The following is a 17,119-nucleotide window of genomic DNA, read 5'->3' as shown; positions in this document are numbered from 1 at the left end:
AGTGTGTCGCAAGAATTCCTTATTCGCCTGAAGAGACGGCACCGCAGTGATCAATATCAAGTATGATGGCCTGGGCCTCAACCCCAAATTGCTTTATCATTGTCAGCATGCTCTGGCAAACTTCGTTCTTTGAAGATTCCGGAATTAAGGCAATTAGTGTCGGGCCTGAACCGCTTAGAGCTGTTCCATAGGCTCCGGCTTGTTCAGCTGCTTTCAGTGTTTCAAACATACCTGGGATAAGAACGGAACGCTGGTTTTGATGAAGCATGTCGCGCATTCCCTCTTTCAGGAGGGGATAATCTTCACGAATAAAGGCGTCAATTAATAATCCTGCATGGGAGATATTAAATACGGCATCTTGACGAGATACTTCGGGAGGTAAAATGCCTCTGGCCTTTTCTGTTTTTAGGCGCAAGTTCGGAATAAGAACCACTGCCTTCAGATTTGCTCCCTGCCCTAAAACTCTGGGCTGAACTCCATCATCTGTAGAAACAGCTAAGGTGATTCCCCCATATAAGGCAGGTGTGACGTTATCAGGATGTCCTTCAAGAGCATTGGCCATCTGCAGCAGCTCTAATTTTGCTAAAGGGGCTCCGGCCAAAATATTGGCTGCTACAAGTCCACCCACGATGGCAGCAGAGCTGCTGCCGAGACCGCGAGCTGGAGGAATATGATTTTCCAATGTCAGGGCAACCGTCGGAATGGGATAATTAAGTTGCTCCCAGAGGCGGCACATGGTTTGCCAGACAAGGTTGCTCTCATCAGTTGATATACCTTCCTGATAGGTTCCTGTTAATGAGATTTGGAAGGGGCGGTTGATGTCGATTTTAATTGAGTTATATAGTTGAAGGGCCAGGCCAAGACAGTCAAAACCGGGTCCGAGATTGGCAGAGGTAGCAGGGATTTTTACGATCATGAGTTCGACTCCTCCCCTTTTTCAAAGCGTATTACGTTGTGAATCATGAGAACTTTACTATACGCCCGAACAGAGTCCAGAGCCTCTTGAAGCGCGCCTTCGCGGCAGGGGTGCGTCACTAGTACGATTTCGGCTTGCTGTTCGCCGCGTGGCTTTTGAATAATAGAAGCAAAGCTGATGTTGGCTTCGGCAAAGAGGAGCGCCAAGGTGGCAAGGACGCGGGGCTCATCTTTCACGAGAAGACGGATATAAAAGGCAGTGAAGAATTCCGAGGAGGCTTTGATTCCGAGATCACGATAACAGGTGCAGTTAATCATCGACGTGGAGTTAGCCTGGATGTTGCGAATGACACGAATGATATCAGAAACTACGGCACTGCCGGTCGGCAGTGATCCTGCCCCTCTGCCGTAAAACATGGTTTCTCCCACGGCATCGCCCACAACATAAATGGCATTATAAACACCGTTTACGGCAGCTAGGGGATGGTTCATGGGCAAAATTGCCGGATGAACACGAACTTCGATGCTTTCTTCGTGATGTTTTGCGATTGCCAGTAATTTGATGGTGCAGCCGAGTTCTGCTGCATAGGCTAAATCTTGGCGAGTGATTTTGGAGATGCCTTCTACAAAAACGTCCTTGAGGGTAACCCGTGAATTAAAGGCAATAGAAGCCAGGATGGACAGCTTTCGTGCTGCATCTAATCCGTCGACATCGGCCGAAGGGTCAGCTTCAGCATAACCCAAGCTTTGAGCTTCAGCCAATACTTCAAAATAATCCCGACCTTGTTCTGCCATAGCAGACAGGATATAGTTGGTCGTTCCGTTAATGATTCCAATTAAAGCCGAAATTCGATTCGCAGCCAAAGCGTGTTTAAGGGCAGCAATGATAGGGATTCCGCCGGCGACACTTGCTTCAAAATAGAGGTCTTTACCTGCCGTATTGGCAGCGTCCAGGAGTTCTTGCCCATGGAGAGCCAATAAGTCCTTATTCGCTGTGACCACATGTTTGCCTTGGCGCAGCGCTTCTAATATATAAGAACGAGCGGGTTCAATCCCTCCTATAACTTCAACAATGATATCAACCTCAGGGTCCTGAAGGATATCATTGGCTTGGTCCGTGAGTTGAAACTTCCCCTGAATATTTCGGGGAAGTTCGGGATTGCGGACTAGAATCTTCTTTATCTGAATTTCACTTTGAGTTCTCGTTTGTATATCTTCGGCATTTTGCTGTAATATGCTGACAACGCCACTACCAACGGTTCCAAGACCTAAAATTCCAATGTTAATAGGCATCTTTGGCAGCTCCTCTCAATAAAAACAAATGTATTTTAATAGTGGACATTATACCGCTAACTATCAAGTTTTGACAAGGGATCCCGTGAATTAATATGAATTTCATGGAAAAAGGGTTGACACTGAGGATTGTATTCTGTATCATATACACAACGTATGCAGTACAAATGTCTTATAACAGAGGAGGAAGTGTATCTAGGGTTCCGGGGGCAACCTGACTGGTCCAAGCGATACAGAATCCAATTACGGATTTACACCGTGGGTAGAAAAAACCCAAGCGGAAAGTTCCACGTTGCTAGGGACTAGGCTTGGGTTTTTAAGTTGTCTGAATTATTGAGGATATTTTATAGAAAGGGGTAAACTAATGGGACTTGTAATTTACTGTAAAGGGGCTTTCGTTTCTGAACAAGAGGCCAAAGTATCAATTTTTGATCATGGCTTTTTATATGGAGATGGAATTTTTGAAGGAATTCGTGCCTATCATGGCCGAGTCTTTAAATTAGATGAGCATTTAAAACGGCTCTATGAATCGGCAAAGTCGATTCATTTATCTATTGGGATAGCGAAGGATGAAATGCAGGAGATTGTCTTGGAAACGTTACGCCGAAATGGATTAAGAGATGCTTATATTCGTTTAGTTGTTTCCCGTGGCAAAGGGGATTTAGGACTTGACCCTAATAACTGTTCTCAAGCTTCGATCTTTTGTATCGCGGATCAAATAAAAATCTTTGAGCCGATTAAATATGAACGAGGATTGGAAGTCAAAACCGCTGCCACCCGAAGAAATAACCCTGATTCCTTAAATCCAAGAATTAAATCTCTTAACTATTTGAATAATATTCTTGCTAAAATCGAAGCCAATCAAGCGGGAGTTGTGGAAGCAATCATGTTGACTCAAGATGGCTACGTTGCCGAAGGAACTTCTGACAATATTTTTATTGTGCGCAACGGAGTACTGATGACACCCCCTTTATCTGCGGGAGTTTTGGAAGGTATAACCAGGAATTCAGTTCTGGAGCTTGCGCGTGAATTGGGGATTAGAACCGCTGAAGAATTATTTACCCGTCACGATCTCTATACTGCCAGTGAGTGCTTTTTAACGGGTACAGCGGCTGAACTTATCCCCGTAGTTAATGTCGATGGCAGGGACATTGACAATGGAGTTCCCGGAGAAGTCTTTAAAAAACTTCTCGCTGCTTTTAGGGCTTTAACTCTTGTCAACGGTCCTGAGATTTATAAAGCGCAAAGCGCAACCGCCAGATAATAGAGGAGGGAAATGAAATGAGTGAGGAAAAGAAGGGATTAAGTGGAGCAAAACTATTATTAGATGCCTTACGAGAGGAAGGTGTGGACATTATCTTTGGCTATCCCGGCGGGGTATTGCTTCCTCTATATGATGCTATGCTGGATTCGCCCATACGCCACGTCTTAGGGCGCCATGAGCAAGGGGTTGTTTTTGCTGCTGATGGTTACGCACGAGTTAGTGGTAAAGTAGGAGTATGTCTGGCGACGTCAGGCCCCGGGGCTACAAATTTGGTAACCGGTATAACTAATGCCTATTCCGATTCCATTCCTCTAGTCGTTTTAACAGGGCAAGTGCCAACAAGCTCCCTTGGATCGGATTCTTTTCAGGAAGTCGATATTATTGGCATTACAATGCCGATAACAAAGCATTCCTATATCGTTAAAGATCCTCGTGATCTTCCCAGAGTAGTTAAAGAAGCCTTCTTTCTTGCCCGAACCGGACGGCCAGGTCCAGTTGTAATTGATCTGCCGAAGGATGTTTTAGCCCAGGAAAATGTTGAGCCTTTTCCCAGCGATATGAAGCTTAAGGGGTATAAAATCTTTGGCAGGGGCAATAACAGTAAAATCGAAGAGGTAGCTCAAGCACTTTCCGAAGCGCGAAAACCTGTTCTTTATGCTGGCGGGGGAGTCGTGACAGCAAACGCCGAGGAAGTTCTGCGTCAATTTGCTGAAAGGGCAAATTTACCTGTTGTTACCACGTTAATGGGGATCGGCAGTCTTCCTTACGGTCATCCTAATCTTTTAGGAATGGTCGGCATGCATGGCACAGTGACTGCCAACTATACAGTGGATGATTGTGACTTACTGATTGCTGTAGGAGTTCGCTTCGATGATCGGGTAACAAGCGGTTTAGGCCATCGATTCGCGACTAAAGCAAAAGTCATTCATATGGATATTGATCCTGTAGAAATTAGTAAAGTTGTAAAAACACACATGCGAATTGTCGGAGACGCTCGTAAAATTCTTGAGGAACTCCTGGAGGTCCTGCCCGGACATTCGCTTCCTGATCTATCCGAATGGTGGGGACAAATTCGTAACTGGCAGAAGGATAATCCCTTAGGCTGTGATTTAGACTCCTTAACTCCTCAATTAGTTGTAAAGACACTTGGTGAACTGGCAGGCGGAGAGGCTGTAATAGCTACTGACGTAGGACAACATCAAATGTGGGTGGCTCAGTTTTATCCGATAGCCCATATGCGCAATTATGCAACAAGCTGCGGTCTAGGAGTCATGGGTTATGGACTGCCGGCTGCAGTTGGGGCTCAATTGGCTCGTCCTCAAGATAATGTATTTTTAATAACCGGAGATGGTTCACTGCAAATGTCTATTCAGGAGCTGGGAACCGTCGCTCAAAACAAACTACCAATTAAAATTATCTTGCTTAATAACGGTGTTCTTGGAATGGTTCGTCAAATGCAAAAGATGTTTTATGACGGACGGTACAACCATATTCAACTTGAAGGAAATCCGGATTTTGTCAAAGTGGCCGAGGCCTATGGAATTCGTGGAATTCACGTTAATTCTGTAGATCAGGTCCGTGGTGCTATTGAGGAAGCGGTTAATTCTTCTGGACCGATATTGCTGGATTTCAAGATTTCTCCTGATGAAAATGTTTTACCGTTAGTCCCTCCAGGAAAAGTTATCACTGAAATGATTGTGAGGTAATGAGTATGTTGCATACACTTGCAGTTCTTGTGGAAAATCACCCTGGTGTTTTGATTAAAGTAGCGGGACTTTTTGCGCGCAGGGCTTACAATATTGAGAGCCTGACTGTTTGTCAGACTGAGGATCCTGAAGTATCAAGGATGACGATTGTTGTAGCCGGTGATGATCAAGTTATCGAACAAGTTAGAAACCAGTTAAGTAAACTTGTTGTGGTTCACTCAGTTGTAGATTTAACTGAGAAGAGCGTAGTGGATAGAGAATTGGCCCTGGTGAGGATTCCTATTAATTCGGAAACGCGCTCTGAAGTCTTTCAAACCGTGGATGTTTTCCGTGGACGGGTTGTTGATATGGGCAGAAGCAATATCACGGTTGAATTGACCGGGGACATAGATAAAATCGATGCCTTTGTTCATGCGCTTCGTCCCTATGGTTTATTAGAATTAGTGCGAACGGGCAAAATTGCTATTATGCGTTCTGAGGCATGAGGTGTATAATAGATGTTGTTTGCAGCTTATTTTAATATAATAGTTTAGAATTAGAGAGGAAGATATTAAATGGCAAAAATGTATTATGAAGTTGATGCAAATCTCGAATTACTCAAAGGAAAAGTTATTGCGGTAATGGGTTATGGCAGTCAAGGACATGCTCAAGCTCAAAACCTTAAAGATTCAGGCCTTAAGGTCTTAATTGGACTTCGCCCCGGCAGTGCACGCTGGAAACGGGCTGAAGAAGCTGGTTTTGAAGTGATGACGGTTTCCGAAGCAGCCGCTCGTGCTGATGTTATACAGATTCTGCTTCCTGATGAAACCCAAAGTAAAGTTTATGAAAATGAAATTAGACAACATTTAACCTCAGGCAAAGCTCTTGTCTTTTCCCATGGCTTTAATATTCACTTTGGACAAATTGTTCCTCCCAGTGATGTTGATGTATTCATGGTTGCACCAAAAAGTCCGGGACATTTGGTTCGCAGAACCTATACTGAAGGCGCAGGAGTACCATCCTTGATTGCAGTTCATCAAGATGCTACAGGTAAAGCCAAAGAGTTGGCTTTAGCTTACGCTAAAGGAATCGGTTCCACTAAAGCCGGAGTATTAGAAACGACCTTCGGCGAAGAAACCGAAACAGATTTATTCGGTGAACAAGCTGTTCTGTGCGGCGGTACTTCTGAGCTTGTTAAAGCCGGATTTGAGACTTTGGTGGCAGCCGGCTATCAACCGGAAATTGCTTACTTCGAATGTATGCATGAATTAAAGCTGATTGTAGACTTAATGTATGAGGGCGGTTTGAGCTGGATGCGCTATTCAGTATCTGATACGGCTCAATATGGCGATATGACTGTAGGAAAACGAATTGTAAATGATGAGACCCGCAAAGAAATGAAAAAGGTACTGACTGAAATTCAAGATGGGACATTTGCTAAGAACTGGTTATTGGAAAATCAGGCTAATCGTCCGGCCTTTAATGCTATGGCTCGTCGTGAAGAAAATCATCTCATCGAGAAAGTTGGAGAACAATTACGAGGTATGATGAGCTGGCTGAAAAAACACGAATAGAAACAGCAGGTAAAATCACCAGTGAATAAAACAACAGGTATGGAGTTTCAGGCCAGATCGTTTCCTCCAATTATGCAGGAGTTGATTCGTACGGGCGAACTGATTCCATATTCGAGGGAGGGAACAGAATGCCTAAAGTCGTTGTTCTTCCGGGAGATGGTATTGGTCAAGAAATTACCCCGGAAGCAATTAAAGTGTTAAACGCTGTCTTAAAAGACAGTGCAGTTAAGATAGAGTTTGAAAATCATTTAATTGGTGGAGCGGCCATTGATGAAGCTGGAAAGGCTCTTCCGGATGCTACTCTCGAGGCAGCATTAGCCGCAGATGCAGTTCTTTTAGGATCAGTAGGCGGACCAAAGTGGGATACCCTGCCCGCCCCGCAGCGCCCAGAGTTAGGCGGTCTTCTTGCAATTCGCAAGGCACTGACTCTGTTTGCCAATATACGTCCCGTTAAAATGCTGCCCATGTTAGTTGAAGCATCAACTCTTCGCCCTGAAGTCGTACAAAATGTTGACCTCGTGGTTTTGCGTGAATTAACGGGCGGGTTATATTTCGGAGAAAAAGGCAGAACCAAGAACCCTCCCAGTGCTTTTGACACCTTGATTTATTCGGAAGAGGAAATTCGTCGGATCGTTGAGCTTGGTTTCCAAATGGCTCGCCAGCGTCGCGGCAAGCTCTGCTCAGTTGATAAGGCCAATGTTTTGGAATCTTCTCGTTTTTGGCGGGAGATCACCCTGGACGTTGCCCAAAAGTATCCTGAAGTTGAATTAACCCATATGTACGTTGATAATGCTGCCATGCAGCTTGTTCGTTACCCAACTCAGTTTGATGTCATCGTGACAGAGAATATGTTTGGTGATATTCTAACGGATTTAGCCTCTATGCTGATGGGTTCTATTGGTATGATTTCTTCAGCAAGCTTAAACGGGAAGAAAGGGCTTTATGAACCTGCTCATGGTTCGGCTCCCGATATTGCCGGTAAAAATATCGCCAATCCTCTGGCTACGATTCTTTCAGGTGCGTTGATGCTGCGTTATTCCTTTGATCTGGAAGAGGAAGCTAAGCTGATTGAGCGTGCCGTGGAAAGAGTGTTAGAAGAGGGATACCGCACGACGGATCTTGCAAAACCTGGGGATAAAGTCCTGGGTACTCGTGAGATGGGGGACGCAGTCGTAGCTGCCCTAGGGAAAAAATAACAAGTCGGTGTGTCTAACCATCGTTTACTGCTGAGAAAAATACTTAATGTTTATGATTTACAAGATTATCAGACTTGCATATTATAACTATATACGCTACAGTATAGTTGAATTGTATATTGAATGAAGTCAAGGATCGACCCAGTATGATCGACGTGGAGTTCAGAGAGGAAAACAAGCGCTGAGAGTTTTTCCTTCTGCGTTGTCAGAAACCCAGTCGTGAGACTCTGATGATGAATCAGACGGTTTCCACCGTTAGAGGGATTGTTTATTGGATTACTCTGATAACATTGAGCTGGCTTTGCAATAAAGGTGGTACCGCGGAAGGCTTCTTTCGTCCTTAAATTATGGACGAAAGAAGTCTTTTTGTTTTGGATTTTAGTCCCAGCAGGTGTTTATCAAGGATTCCAGTTAATAAAAAACTAATGGATAGACAGAATAAGAACAATGATCTGTTGCAGAGGAGCTTTCAAAAATTATTAGTAATATGGTTTAGAAAGGATGTTAACTATGAAACTAACCGTTGGCTTCATTGGCGCTGGTAATATTGCCGAGGCGATGATTAGCGGTTTGACGAAAGTAGACCAATCGATACAAATTAGAGTGACAAACCATGCAAATACTGAGAGGTTACAACAGCTGGCTGTTAGATATAATCTTCTCGCTTCCAACTTGAATGAACTTGTGGAGAACTCCTGTGTCTTAATCATTGCTGTAAAACCCAAAAACGTTAAAGACGTTCTTGAACAACTAAAAACCTTTGATCTTGGTGGTAAACTCATTATAAGTGTCGCAGCGGGTGTTCCCCTCAAATTATTTTATAAGTTTTTGCCGGGAGTTGCTGTTATAAGGGCAATGCCGAATACCTCAACAACGGTGCTTCATTCTATGACGGGATTAGTACGCGGTGAAGATGTTACTTCGGAACAAGCAGAAATGAGCGAACAAATCTTTTCTGCTGTAGGGAAAGTTTTATGGATTCCCGAAGAAAAAATGAATGCCCTTACAGCAATAAGCGGAAGCGGACCTGCGTACTTTTATCTATTTATCGAAAGCTTAATTATGGCTGGAGTTCAATTGGGATTAAGTGAAAAAGAAGCAGAAATGTTAGTCCTTGAAACTTCAATCGGAGCAGGAAAAATGATTGCTGAGAGTGAGAAGTCACCAGGCAGGCTGCGAAAGGAGGTCACCTCTCCCAACGGAACCACCTATGCAGCAATTAATATTTTTATGGAAGAAAAATTAGCCGAAACGGTAGTGAAAGCTGCGAAGGCCTGTGCTCTGCGCTCAGAAGAAATGGAAGGAGAGTATTCGGTGTGACCACATTTTCAGCTCGTCGAATTGTTTTGAAAATTGGAAGCAGCAGTTTGAACCATTCTCGGGGAGGCTTAGATGAAGAAGCTATCGCAGAAGTTGTCGATGTAATTGCCGCTTTGAAGCAGTCAGGGATAGAATGTATTTTAGTAACATCTGGAGCCGTAGCAGCGGGAATGGGAGAATTGAGACTTCATACACGACCACGTGATTTAGCCGGTAAACAAGCGGTAGCAGCAGTTGGACAGGGCGTTCTTATTGAAAAGTACGCTCAAAATTTGGAACGACATGGGTTAGTCGGGGCTCAAATTTTATTATCGCGGATCGATCTTGCAGAAGCATCGCGCTATCATAATGCGCAAAACACTTTGGAGAAACTTTTACGGCTGCAAGTAGTTCCGATCATTAATGAAAATGATACAGTAGCCATTGAAGAACTTTGCTTTGGAGATAATGACAGCCTTTCAGCCCTGGTCGCCGGATTAGTTCATGCAGATTTGTTAGTCATTCTCACAGATGTAGATGGGCTGTATACAGCGAATCCCAAAAAGGACAGTTCAGCTCAACTTATCGAAGAAGTAGCCGATATTTCAGCGGTTGAGATGATGGCTGGAGGTGCAGGAAGTATCCTGGGAACTGGTGGCATGCTGACAAAATTAAGAGCAGCCAAGATTGCTACACGTTTTGGTATTGGGATGCTTTTACTAAATTTTACGCGGATTGGGGAGTTAGTGGAACTGAACGAAGGGCAGGGAGCTAGAGGAACTTATTTTCACCCTGTAAAGCACCGCCTGGCAGGGCGCAAACGCTGGATTGCCTATGCAGGACTGTCGGAGGGAAGTATTCAAATAGATGACGGAGCTGTAAAGGCCTTGGTAAAAGAAGGAAAAAGTTTGCTGGCTAAAGGGATCAAATCTACCGAAGGAACATGGGAACGAAAAGAAATTGTGCGTATCTTGAATCTTGTTGGTGATGAGGTGGCCAGGGGAGTTATAGAATTGAGCAGACACGAAGTAGAACTTGTTAAAGGGTTGCACTCTGAAAAAATGCAGGAACTTATCCCTGATTCTTCCGGGGAAGAAGTTGTTCACCGGGATAACATGACTCTGATGATGGACTCTGTGTAAAAACTATTATGATTGGGAGGAATTTAGTGTGATTCAACAGGAACTTTTGGAGATTGGGAAAAGGGCTAAACAAGCTGCCCGTCAGTTGGCGTACGCGAGTACGGAGTCTAAAAATAAGGCTTTGCTCGCAATGGCTGAGGCACTGCTGGAGAATGAGCAAGAGATACTTCAGGCTAATACCATTGATGTTAAAGCAGCTGAGCATAAGGGTATTAAAAAAAGTCTCATAAATCGGTTGAGACTGACTTCAGAAGGGATTACCAATATTAGTAATGCTTTAAAGGAAGTTATTGTTTTGCGGGACCCAGTTGGAGAAGGGGAGGTTTGGACTAGGCCTAATGGTTTAAGAATTCAACAGACACGCGTCCCTTTAGGGGTTGTGGCGATGATCTATGAGGCAAGGCCTAATGTAACGGTTGATGCGGCGGCCTTATGTCTAAAGTCCGGTAATTCTGTGATTCTAAGAGGAGGATCTGAGGCCTTAGAAAGTAATAAAGTTCTAGCAAAGGTTATTGCCCAAGCCGCTGAAGAGAGCGGCTTGCCCAAAGGATGTATTCAGTTGATAACTGAAACAAATCGAGATTGGGTTCAGCAGCTTATGCGGATGAATAACTTTGTGGATGTTATTATTCCAAGAGGGGGAGCAGGATTAATTCAGACTGTCGTCCAGAATGCAACTGTCCCGGTCATAGAGACAGGAACAGGAATGTGTCATGCTTTTGTTGACCGAGACGCGGATTATGAAAAGGCGATTGCCATTATTATTAATGGTAAAACGCAAAACCCCGGAGTATGTAATGCGTTAGAGACTCTTTTGGTAGATGAACCAATCGCCGAAGATTTTTTGCCAAGAATAGGCGAAGTATTGAAGAAACACCAGGTTGTAATCAAGGGATGCCCACGAACCTGTGAGATTTTGCCCTTCGCTCTTCCCGCGGAAGAAGATGATTGGATTTCAGAGCATTTAGACCTTATTCTCAGCGTAAAAGTTGTACCAAATTTGGATGCAGCTCTCGACCATATCTATCAATACAGTACTAAGCATTCAGAAACAATTATAACTGAGAATTATTCTAAGGCTCAACGTTTTTTGAAAGAGGTTGATGCTGCTGCAGCTTATGTTAATGCTTCAACGCGGTTTACAGATGGCGGACGCTTTGGCTTTGGAGCAGAGATTGGGATCAGCACACAAAAATTGCATGCTCGAGGGCCTATGGGTCTTAAAGAATTAACGACCATCAAGTATATAGTCTATGGAGACGGACAAATTGTGACTTAGAATTAATTCATGACAACCGTTACCCTTTTGGAGACCGCATTGAGCGTAAGGCAGAACGATATTCCTCGTCTCTGCGCTTTACTGAAGGGGTAACTGTCTCTTCCCTTTCACTAAGCGATTGACGTAACGCATTTCTATAGTGTTGATCAGCCATTTGCGATAAACTTTTCTTGTTGAGATTAGGAACGGATTCTTCCGGATTTTGTGGCGAAGCTTCCGGTTCCTTGTTACTTATAACTTCGCTTAAGGAATCTGTTTCGCTTGGAGTTTCTTTTATCGTTGCTGTTCGATTAAAAGCACGTAAATTGTATGTCAATAGAAGAGCAACAGCAATCACAACGACAATTCCGAAAGCAATAAACGAAAGCATTTCTGATCACTCCTTTACGTTTAGCGGCAAAAGAAAAATTTTTTCTCATATAAAATTAATAGCGCTTTGTTCAAAAAAGACTTGGAAGTATGCCAAGTCTTCTTTTTATTCACTATTGCCAGAAGGAATATCTTTTGGTAATTATCTACTGGATTATTAATGGCAATTTATGTCTGGATCTCTAAACTCGGCAAAACTTAAGGGCGATTTCAGCAACTCGTTGACCGAGGGCTTTTCCCAATGCTAAATCTGATTCCGTGGGCATGTTTGGAGGACTATCAGGGCTGCTTTCCACTGGGCATGTAATTCCGGCTCCATAATACGAGCCGAAGAGAGCGTTTTCCGGAATATTCCCGGGTAAACCGACAATGATCATTCCTTGATGAAGCATGGTTGTTATGAGGTTAAGGAGAGTGGATTCAGTTCCGCCGTGAACTGAGGCTGTTGTACAAAAAACGGCGCCAACTTTATTAATTAATTTGCCTTCAGCCCAGATAATCCCGAGATCATCAATCCAGGCTTTCAAATTGGCACTTATCGTTCCAAAATGACCGGGGCATCCCCAAATAATAGCATCCATATCTACTAATTCTTCGGGTCTGCTTTCCGAAACATGTTTTAGATGTACCTTAGTATCCTTAACACTTTCAGCACCTGCGGCAATAGCTTTGGCAAGCATTTCAGTATGACCGCTTTCACTGTCATAAACAACATAGACGTTCATTTTTTTGTTAAGCCTCCTTTAACAACCTCTTTCGTTAGATTACCAATTTTAATAAACTACTATACAAATGTCCTGATTCCTTAGCTTCCTAATATTCCCTGTCATAGCTAATAAGAATATGACACAAATTAGCTGCAGTTTAACGATTAATTGATTATGTCTAGAAATCGCAAATGTACAGGAGTTTAAGGAGGTTATATGAGAATGGCTGATGGACGGGCATCAAATACGAGCCGCATTATTTTAATTAATATTCTTGTTCTGGCGCTGATCATAGGTGGAGGAATTACGGTTTATTATTATTACAATCAATCCTATTATTACGTCACGACAGATAATGCCCGCATTGATGGTCAACAAATTACAATCAGTGCTTTGGGCAATGGTAAAATTACAGATTGGAATGGAGCGATAAACAGTCGATTCACTGCAGGGCAACGCCTAGGCGGGCTTCAAGTGGTCGGGGGAACCACAGCAACCGCTTCTGCAACAACTCCTCCAACAATGGATATAACTATGCCGGTTAATGGTACGATTGTTCAGCAAAACGTTATCCCTAATAGTTTTGTTGCTGCAGGAACTCCTTTAGCTTACGCTTATAACATGGATGGCTTATGGGTAAGCGCTAACATAAATGAAACGAATATCAACAACATACAACAAAATCAGAGTGTGGATGTATACGTCGATGCCTATCCCGGTACTGCTCTTTCAGGTAAAGTAAGCCAAATCGGACTGACAACTGCCGCACAATTCTCACTTCTCCCCCAACAAAATACTACCGCCAATTTTACTAAGGTGACACAGGTTATTCCAGTAATAATAACGCTAGATGGTTATAAAGGGTTGAATCTCGCTCCGGGGATGAGTGTAACAGCACGAATACATATAAGATAAGGGAGTCGAGGCAATGATTATTCTAGCGTTTGTCTACATTTTTTTAGGCTTCGTTTTATTAATGTTTGTTAATCTGGGACTCCTGCGAAAGAAGAAAGACAAAGTAAAAGACGTAGATGATAAGTCTTCTCAAGAGCCGGTTTTAATGACTTCTGGACCTGCTCAACATCCATTTACGAGTCAGACGCGAACACCGGCTGATGCTATAAGCGATACTGGGGTACAAGACTTTAATACTCTTCAAATTCTAATTGTTTTAATGCTGGGTGCCTTTGTTTCCATTTTGAATCAAACTTTGGATAATGTAGCAATACCGCATATGATGCTGGATTTTAATGTTTCGGCAAGTACTATCCAATGGATTGTAACAGGGTATATGCTTGTCAATGGAGTGTTGATTCCTATTACTGCCTACCTTATGGAATCTGTAGGAAGTCGGAAACTGGTTTTTGTGGCAATGATCAGTTTTACGTTGGGTTCACTGGTCTGTGCCATATCTCCGACATTTCCCGTTTTTATGACTGGAAGAATCATTCAAGGAATTGGGGCCGGAATTCTTATGCCCTTATTGACCAATGTGTTTCTTGCTATTTTTCCCCCTCATCAAAGAGGTAAAGCTTTAGGAACTATGGGGATCGTCATGGTTTTTGCGCCAGCTATCGGACCAACTCTTGGTGGGTGGGTAGTTCAGACCTACTCTTGGCGTCTTCTTTTCTCCGCTCTCGTACCAATTGGAGCCTTGGATTTGTTTTTAGCCGTAATCTGGATGAAAGACGTTTTGAAATTAACTTTTCCGAGGTTTGATGTATGGGGAGCAGTGTTTTCGACAATCGGTTTAGGAAGCTTACTTTATGGGGTTAGCGAAGCGGGCAACAAAGGATGGGGTAGTATGGAAGTAATACTTTTTCTAACCGTCGGGATTTTTGCCATACTGCTCTTTATAAGACGCGAATTTACCGTAGATTCTCCGATGCTGAACCTGCGTGTTTACAAATACCGAGCATTTACTCTGACAATAATAATTAATGCTGTCGTTACGACAGTTATGTACGCAGCAATGATGCTGCTGCCAATATACTTGCAAAATATCCGGGGTTTCACGCCTTTACAATCAGGTTTCCTCCTATTACCCGGAGCATTGTTGATGGGAATTATGGGGCCTATTGCCGGCGCAGTATTTGATCTTATTGGCCTTAGGGTTTTAGCGGTAGTGGGAATGACAATTACAGCGATAGCAACCTGGGAATTTACCAAACTCACTAATGCTACTATGTACGACAATATATTATTGCTCTACACGATTCGTTCTCTGGGTGTATCATTAATTATGATGCCGCTGATGACGGCTGGCCTAAATGAATTACCGAGACATTTGAATAGTCATGGTACTGCCATGTTCAATACGATGCGTCAAGTTTCTGGTTCGTTGGGTACAGCTATTTTGGTCACAATAATGTCGACAAGAACTACTATCCATTTTGCCACCTATTCAAGTACAATTACCTCACTCAATCCGTCGATTCTTGTCCAGCTTAACAATTTTATTTCCCATTTAGGTCTTTCACCCCAAACAGGACGTATTCTCGGATTGCAGGAAATATACGGCTTAGTATCTGAACAAGCTACGATTCAGGGGATTAATGATTCTTTTATCGTTGCAACAGTATTGGCGATAATTGGTTTGATCCCGGCGCTTTTTATCAGGAAAGCAGTTGCTTCCAAATCAGATCCCGCCTAATGAAACAAAAATAAATTACTGACTTAAAGGAGCATTGGTTAGAAGCCGTTGCTCCTTTTCAATACAAACTATTCTTTAAATGTTTTCAGAAAACTCGGAGGTTATTCTTTAGAACAGTAGAATAAATACATATAACAATTGTGTGAGCAAAGCTGTAGGTGTTCTTGAGTTCTTAACATATAATCGGGAAGGTGGGATTGCTCCTCGTGCGGCACTCACCACGATAGGGATGTCAACGCCAGTAAAAATCTTCTCAACCCTTGCCTTATAAGTAGAGTACCCTGCGGCACTTCAACGTTCGCAGAACGTAAGTGGTGGGAGCATGTTCGCTCTGTCGATAAAAATCGAAGGGATCTTTTTAAGAGGTGAATTTTTTGAATATTTCATGCAGCGCTGAGAAAAGAGTTTTAGAAATACCTCCTAAGGGCCAGGCAATTATTGGAGGATTCTGGAGTCCGGAAAATGGTTTGAATTCCTTACCTACTGTCCTTCAATGGAAAGATGGCAAAGTTCATAGTCTTGAACCTTTAAGGATTACTGAAAACATTGATGCGGAATGTTATGATTGGAAATCCTATTATCTCCAGCCTGGGTGGCTTGATGCTCATGTCCATTTGGCTTTGGACAGTTTGGATTTTTATCAATGCTTAAAAAACTGGGAAAATCCGAACTTAATTTACAAAAACATTCAAGCTTATCTGCAAACCTATCTTAATCTGGGGATTGTTGCGATCAGGGACGGAGGAGATCAACCTGGGTTTGCTTGGTTTGCCCGGAATCGACTTTATGAGGGTAGTTGGCTTGGACCTAGAGTGATTTCTGTACATGAGGCAGTAAATCGCAAAGGTATGTATGGGCGTTTCTTAGGACGCGGTTTTGATGGAATTTCTGATTGGCAAACGAACATCATTAATTTTTATACTCAAGGCATTGACCAACTTAAAGTCATTGTTTCAGGACTGATACGTTTCGATAATTTTCGGGTTGTTGGACCGACACAATGGACCGTTGAAGAATTGCAAAGGATTGTCCTGACTGCTCACCAGAGAGGTATTTTAGTGATGGCCCATGCCAGTGGTGAAGAAGGGATCTCTGTCGCCATTGACGCCGGGGTTGATTCGATTGAACACGGATATTATATGACGTCTGAACACTTGAATAAGATGAAAAATCAGGGTATTGCCTGGATACCGACGGTTTCTCCCATTGGTAATATTTTAAAATACCCGACAAACCGCTATTCTGCCAAGGAGATTGATACCTTAAAACGAATTCTTGAGACACAACTTGCTGTGATTTATGAAGCCTATCAAAAAAATGTTCGCATTGGAATTGGCACGGATGCCGGTGCCTATCTTGTACCTCATGGCGAGAGCTTGTATGATGAAATGGATTGGCTGATTCAAGCTGGAATTCCAAGGCTAGAAGTGTATTCGATGGCAACTCGAGAAAATGCCCGAATTTTAGGGCAAAACGATTTAGGCCGTTTAACTATCCATACGCCGATGAATCTATTACAGCTTACTGCAAAATACTATGTTTAAACGTTTACATTTTATCCAGTTTACACAGAATTAGGCGGATTGAATAAGAAAATGAAAAAATATGTTGACATAGTTAAGGAAGAAGTGGTATTATAACAAAGCGCTCAAGAACAGCGCTTCTAAATACCTCTCAAACCTGTTGCTTCAAGAAAAAGATGTTGACAGCATAAAGAGAGAGTGTTAAAACGAAATTCCTTGG

15 protein-coding genes and 1 pseudogene are annotated in these 17,119 nt (G+C 43.0%); 12 read left to right on the top strand and 4 right to left on the bottom strand.

The window, feature by feature from the left end; genetic code table 11:
- Nucleotides 1-19: 19 nt before the first annotated feature.
- Together thrB and DEAC_RS07655 are read right to left on the bottom strand one after the other, a co-directional pair.
- The gene (gene thrB, locus DEAC_RS07660; protein ID WP_047809473.1) at nucleotides 20-916 is read right to left on the bottom strand and encodes a homoserine kinase; all 897 of its coding nucleotides are present in this window, start codon (nucleotides 914-916) and stop codon (nucleotides 20-22) included.
- Nucleotides 913-2,208, bottom strand: a complete 1,296-nt coding sequence (locus DEAC_RS07655) for a homoserine dehydrogenase (RefSeq protein WP_047809472.1) — start codon at nucleotides 2,206-2,208, stop codon at nucleotides 913-915. Before DEAC_RS07655 ends, thrB begins: the two co-directional genes overlap by 4 nt.
- 364 nt (nucleotides 2,209-2,572) lie before the next feature.
- On the opposite strand from DEAC_RS07655, the gene ilvE reads away from it, so the two are divergent.
- The 8 genes from ilvE (at nucleotide 2,573) to DEAC_RS07615 (ending at nucleotide 11,647) form a co-directional block, all read left to right on the top strand.
- Entirely contained in the window at nucleotides 2,573-3,472 is a 900-nt protein-coding gene (gene ilvE, locus DEAC_RS07650) for a branched-chain-amino-acid transaminase (RefSeq protein WP_047809471.1), read from the top strand.
- A 17-nt stretch (nucleotides 3,473-3,489) separates the two neighbouring features.
- Nucleotides 3,490-5,178 carry a biosynthetic-type acetolactate synthase large subunit gene (ilvB, locus tag DEAC_RS07645; protein ID WP_047809470.1) on the top strand — a complete coding sequence of 563 codons (1,689 nt, stop codon included), beginning with the start codon at nucleotides 3,490-3,492 and terminating at the stop codon, nucleotides 5,176-5,178.
- A gap of 5 nt (nucleotides 5,179-5,183) precedes the next feature.
- Entirely contained in the window at nucleotides 5,184-5,663 is a 480-nt protein-coding gene (ilvN, locus tag DEAC_RS07640; RefSeq protein WP_047809469.1) for an acetolactate synthase small subunit, read from the top strand.
- A gap of 69 nt (nucleotides 5,664-5,732) precedes the next feature.
- Nucleotides 5,733-6,731 (top strand): ketol-acid reductoisomerase, encoded by a 999-nt coding sequence (gene ilvC, locus DEAC_RS07635; RefSeq protein WP_047809468.1) that lies wholly within the window; start codon nucleotides 5,733-5,735, stop codon nucleotides 6,729-6,731.
- Nucleotides 6,732-6,859: 128 nt separating this feature from the next.
- The gene (gene leuB / locus DEAC_RS07630; RefSeq protein ID WP_047809467.1) at nucleotides 6,860-7,927 is read left to right on the top strand and encodes a 3-isopropylmalate dehydrogenase; all 1,068 of its coding nucleotides are present in this window, start codon (nucleotides 6,860-6,862) and stop codon (nucleotides 7,925-7,927) included.
- Between the two features lie 510 nt (nucleotides 7,928-8,437).
- Entirely contained in the window at nucleotides 8,438-9,247 is an 810-nt protein-coding gene (gene proC, locus DEAC_RS07625; protein ID WP_047809466.1) for a pyrroline-5-carboxylate reductase, read from the top strand.
- On the top strand, nucleotides 9,244-10,368 hold the full coding sequence (gene proB, locus DEAC_RS07620; RefSeq protein ID WP_047809465.1) for a glutamate 5-kinase: 1,125 nt from the start codon (nucleotides 9,244-9,246) through the stop codon (nucleotides 10,366-10,368). Before proC ends, proB begins: the two co-directional genes overlap by 4 nt.
- Nucleotides 10,369-10,396: 28 nt before the next feature.
- Complete coding sequence (locus DEAC_RS07615; RefSeq protein WP_047809464.1) at nucleotides 10,397-11,647, top strand: glutamate-5-semialdehyde dehydrogenase; 1,251 nt, start codon at nucleotides 10,397-10,399, stop codon at nucleotides 11,645-11,647.
- A 19-nt stretch (nucleotides 11,648-11,666) separates the two neighbouring features.
- Here DEAC_RS07615 and DEAC_RS07610 read toward each other — a convergent pair whose 3' ends face one another.
- Nucleotides 11,667-12,017: a hypothetical protein gene (locus tag DEAC_RS07610; protein WP_047809463.1), complete on the bottom strand. Its 351-nt coding sequence runs from the start codon at nucleotides 12,015-12,017 to the stop codon at nucleotides 11,667-11,669.
- Nucleotides 12,018-12,198: 181 nt separating this feature from the next.
- On the bottom strand, nucleotides 12,199-12,741 hold the full coding sequence (locus DEAC_RS07605; protein WP_047809462.1) for an NAD(P)H-dependent oxidoreductase: 543 nt from the start codon (nucleotides 12,739-12,741) through the stop codon (nucleotides 12,199-12,201).
- Nucleotides 12,742-12,945: 204 nt separating this feature from the next.
- Between DEAC_RS07605 and DEAC_RS07600 the strand changes: the two genes are divergently transcribed.
- The 4 genes and pseudogenes from DEAC_RS07600 (at nucleotide 12,946) to DEAC_RS07590 (ending at nucleotide 16,920) form a co-directional block, all read left to right on the top strand.
- On the top strand, nucleotides 12,946-13,638 hold the full coding sequence (locus DEAC_RS07600; RefSeq protein ID WP_083995978.1) for an HlyD family secretion protein: 693 nt from the start codon (nucleotides 12,946-12,948) through the stop codon (nucleotides 13,636-13,638).
- Between the two features lie 13 nt (nucleotides 13,639-13,651).
- Nucleotides 13,652-15,376 (top strand): DHA2 family efflux MFS transporter permease subunit, encoded by a 1,725-nt coding sequence (locus DEAC_RS07595; RefSeq protein WP_200903111.1) that lies wholly within the window; start codon nucleotides 13,652-13,654, stop codon nucleotides 15,374-15,376.
- Between the two features lie 192 nt (nucleotides 15,377-15,568).
- Nucleotides 15,569-15,745, top strand: a pseudogene (locus tag DEAC_RS24770) (zinc ribbon domain-containing protein); the annotation flags it as partial.
- A gap of 5 nt (nucleotides 15,746-15,750) precedes the next feature.
- Entirely contained in the window at nucleotides 15,751-16,920 is a 1,170-nt protein-coding gene (locus tag DEAC_RS07590) for an amidohydrolase family protein (RefSeq protein ID WP_047809460.1), read from the top strand.
- Nucleotides 16,921-17,119: the final 199 nt, after the last annotated feature.

This window comes from Desulfosporosinus acididurans (genome assembly GCF_001029285.1).
Taxonomy (GTDB): domain Bacteria; phylum Bacillota; class Desulfitobacteriia; order Desulfitobacteriales; family Desulfitobacteriaceae; genus Desulfosporosinus; species Desulfosporosinus acididurans.
Note: the sequence above shows the minus strand (reverse complement) of the source record. Positions and strands in the feature narration are given on the sequence as shown.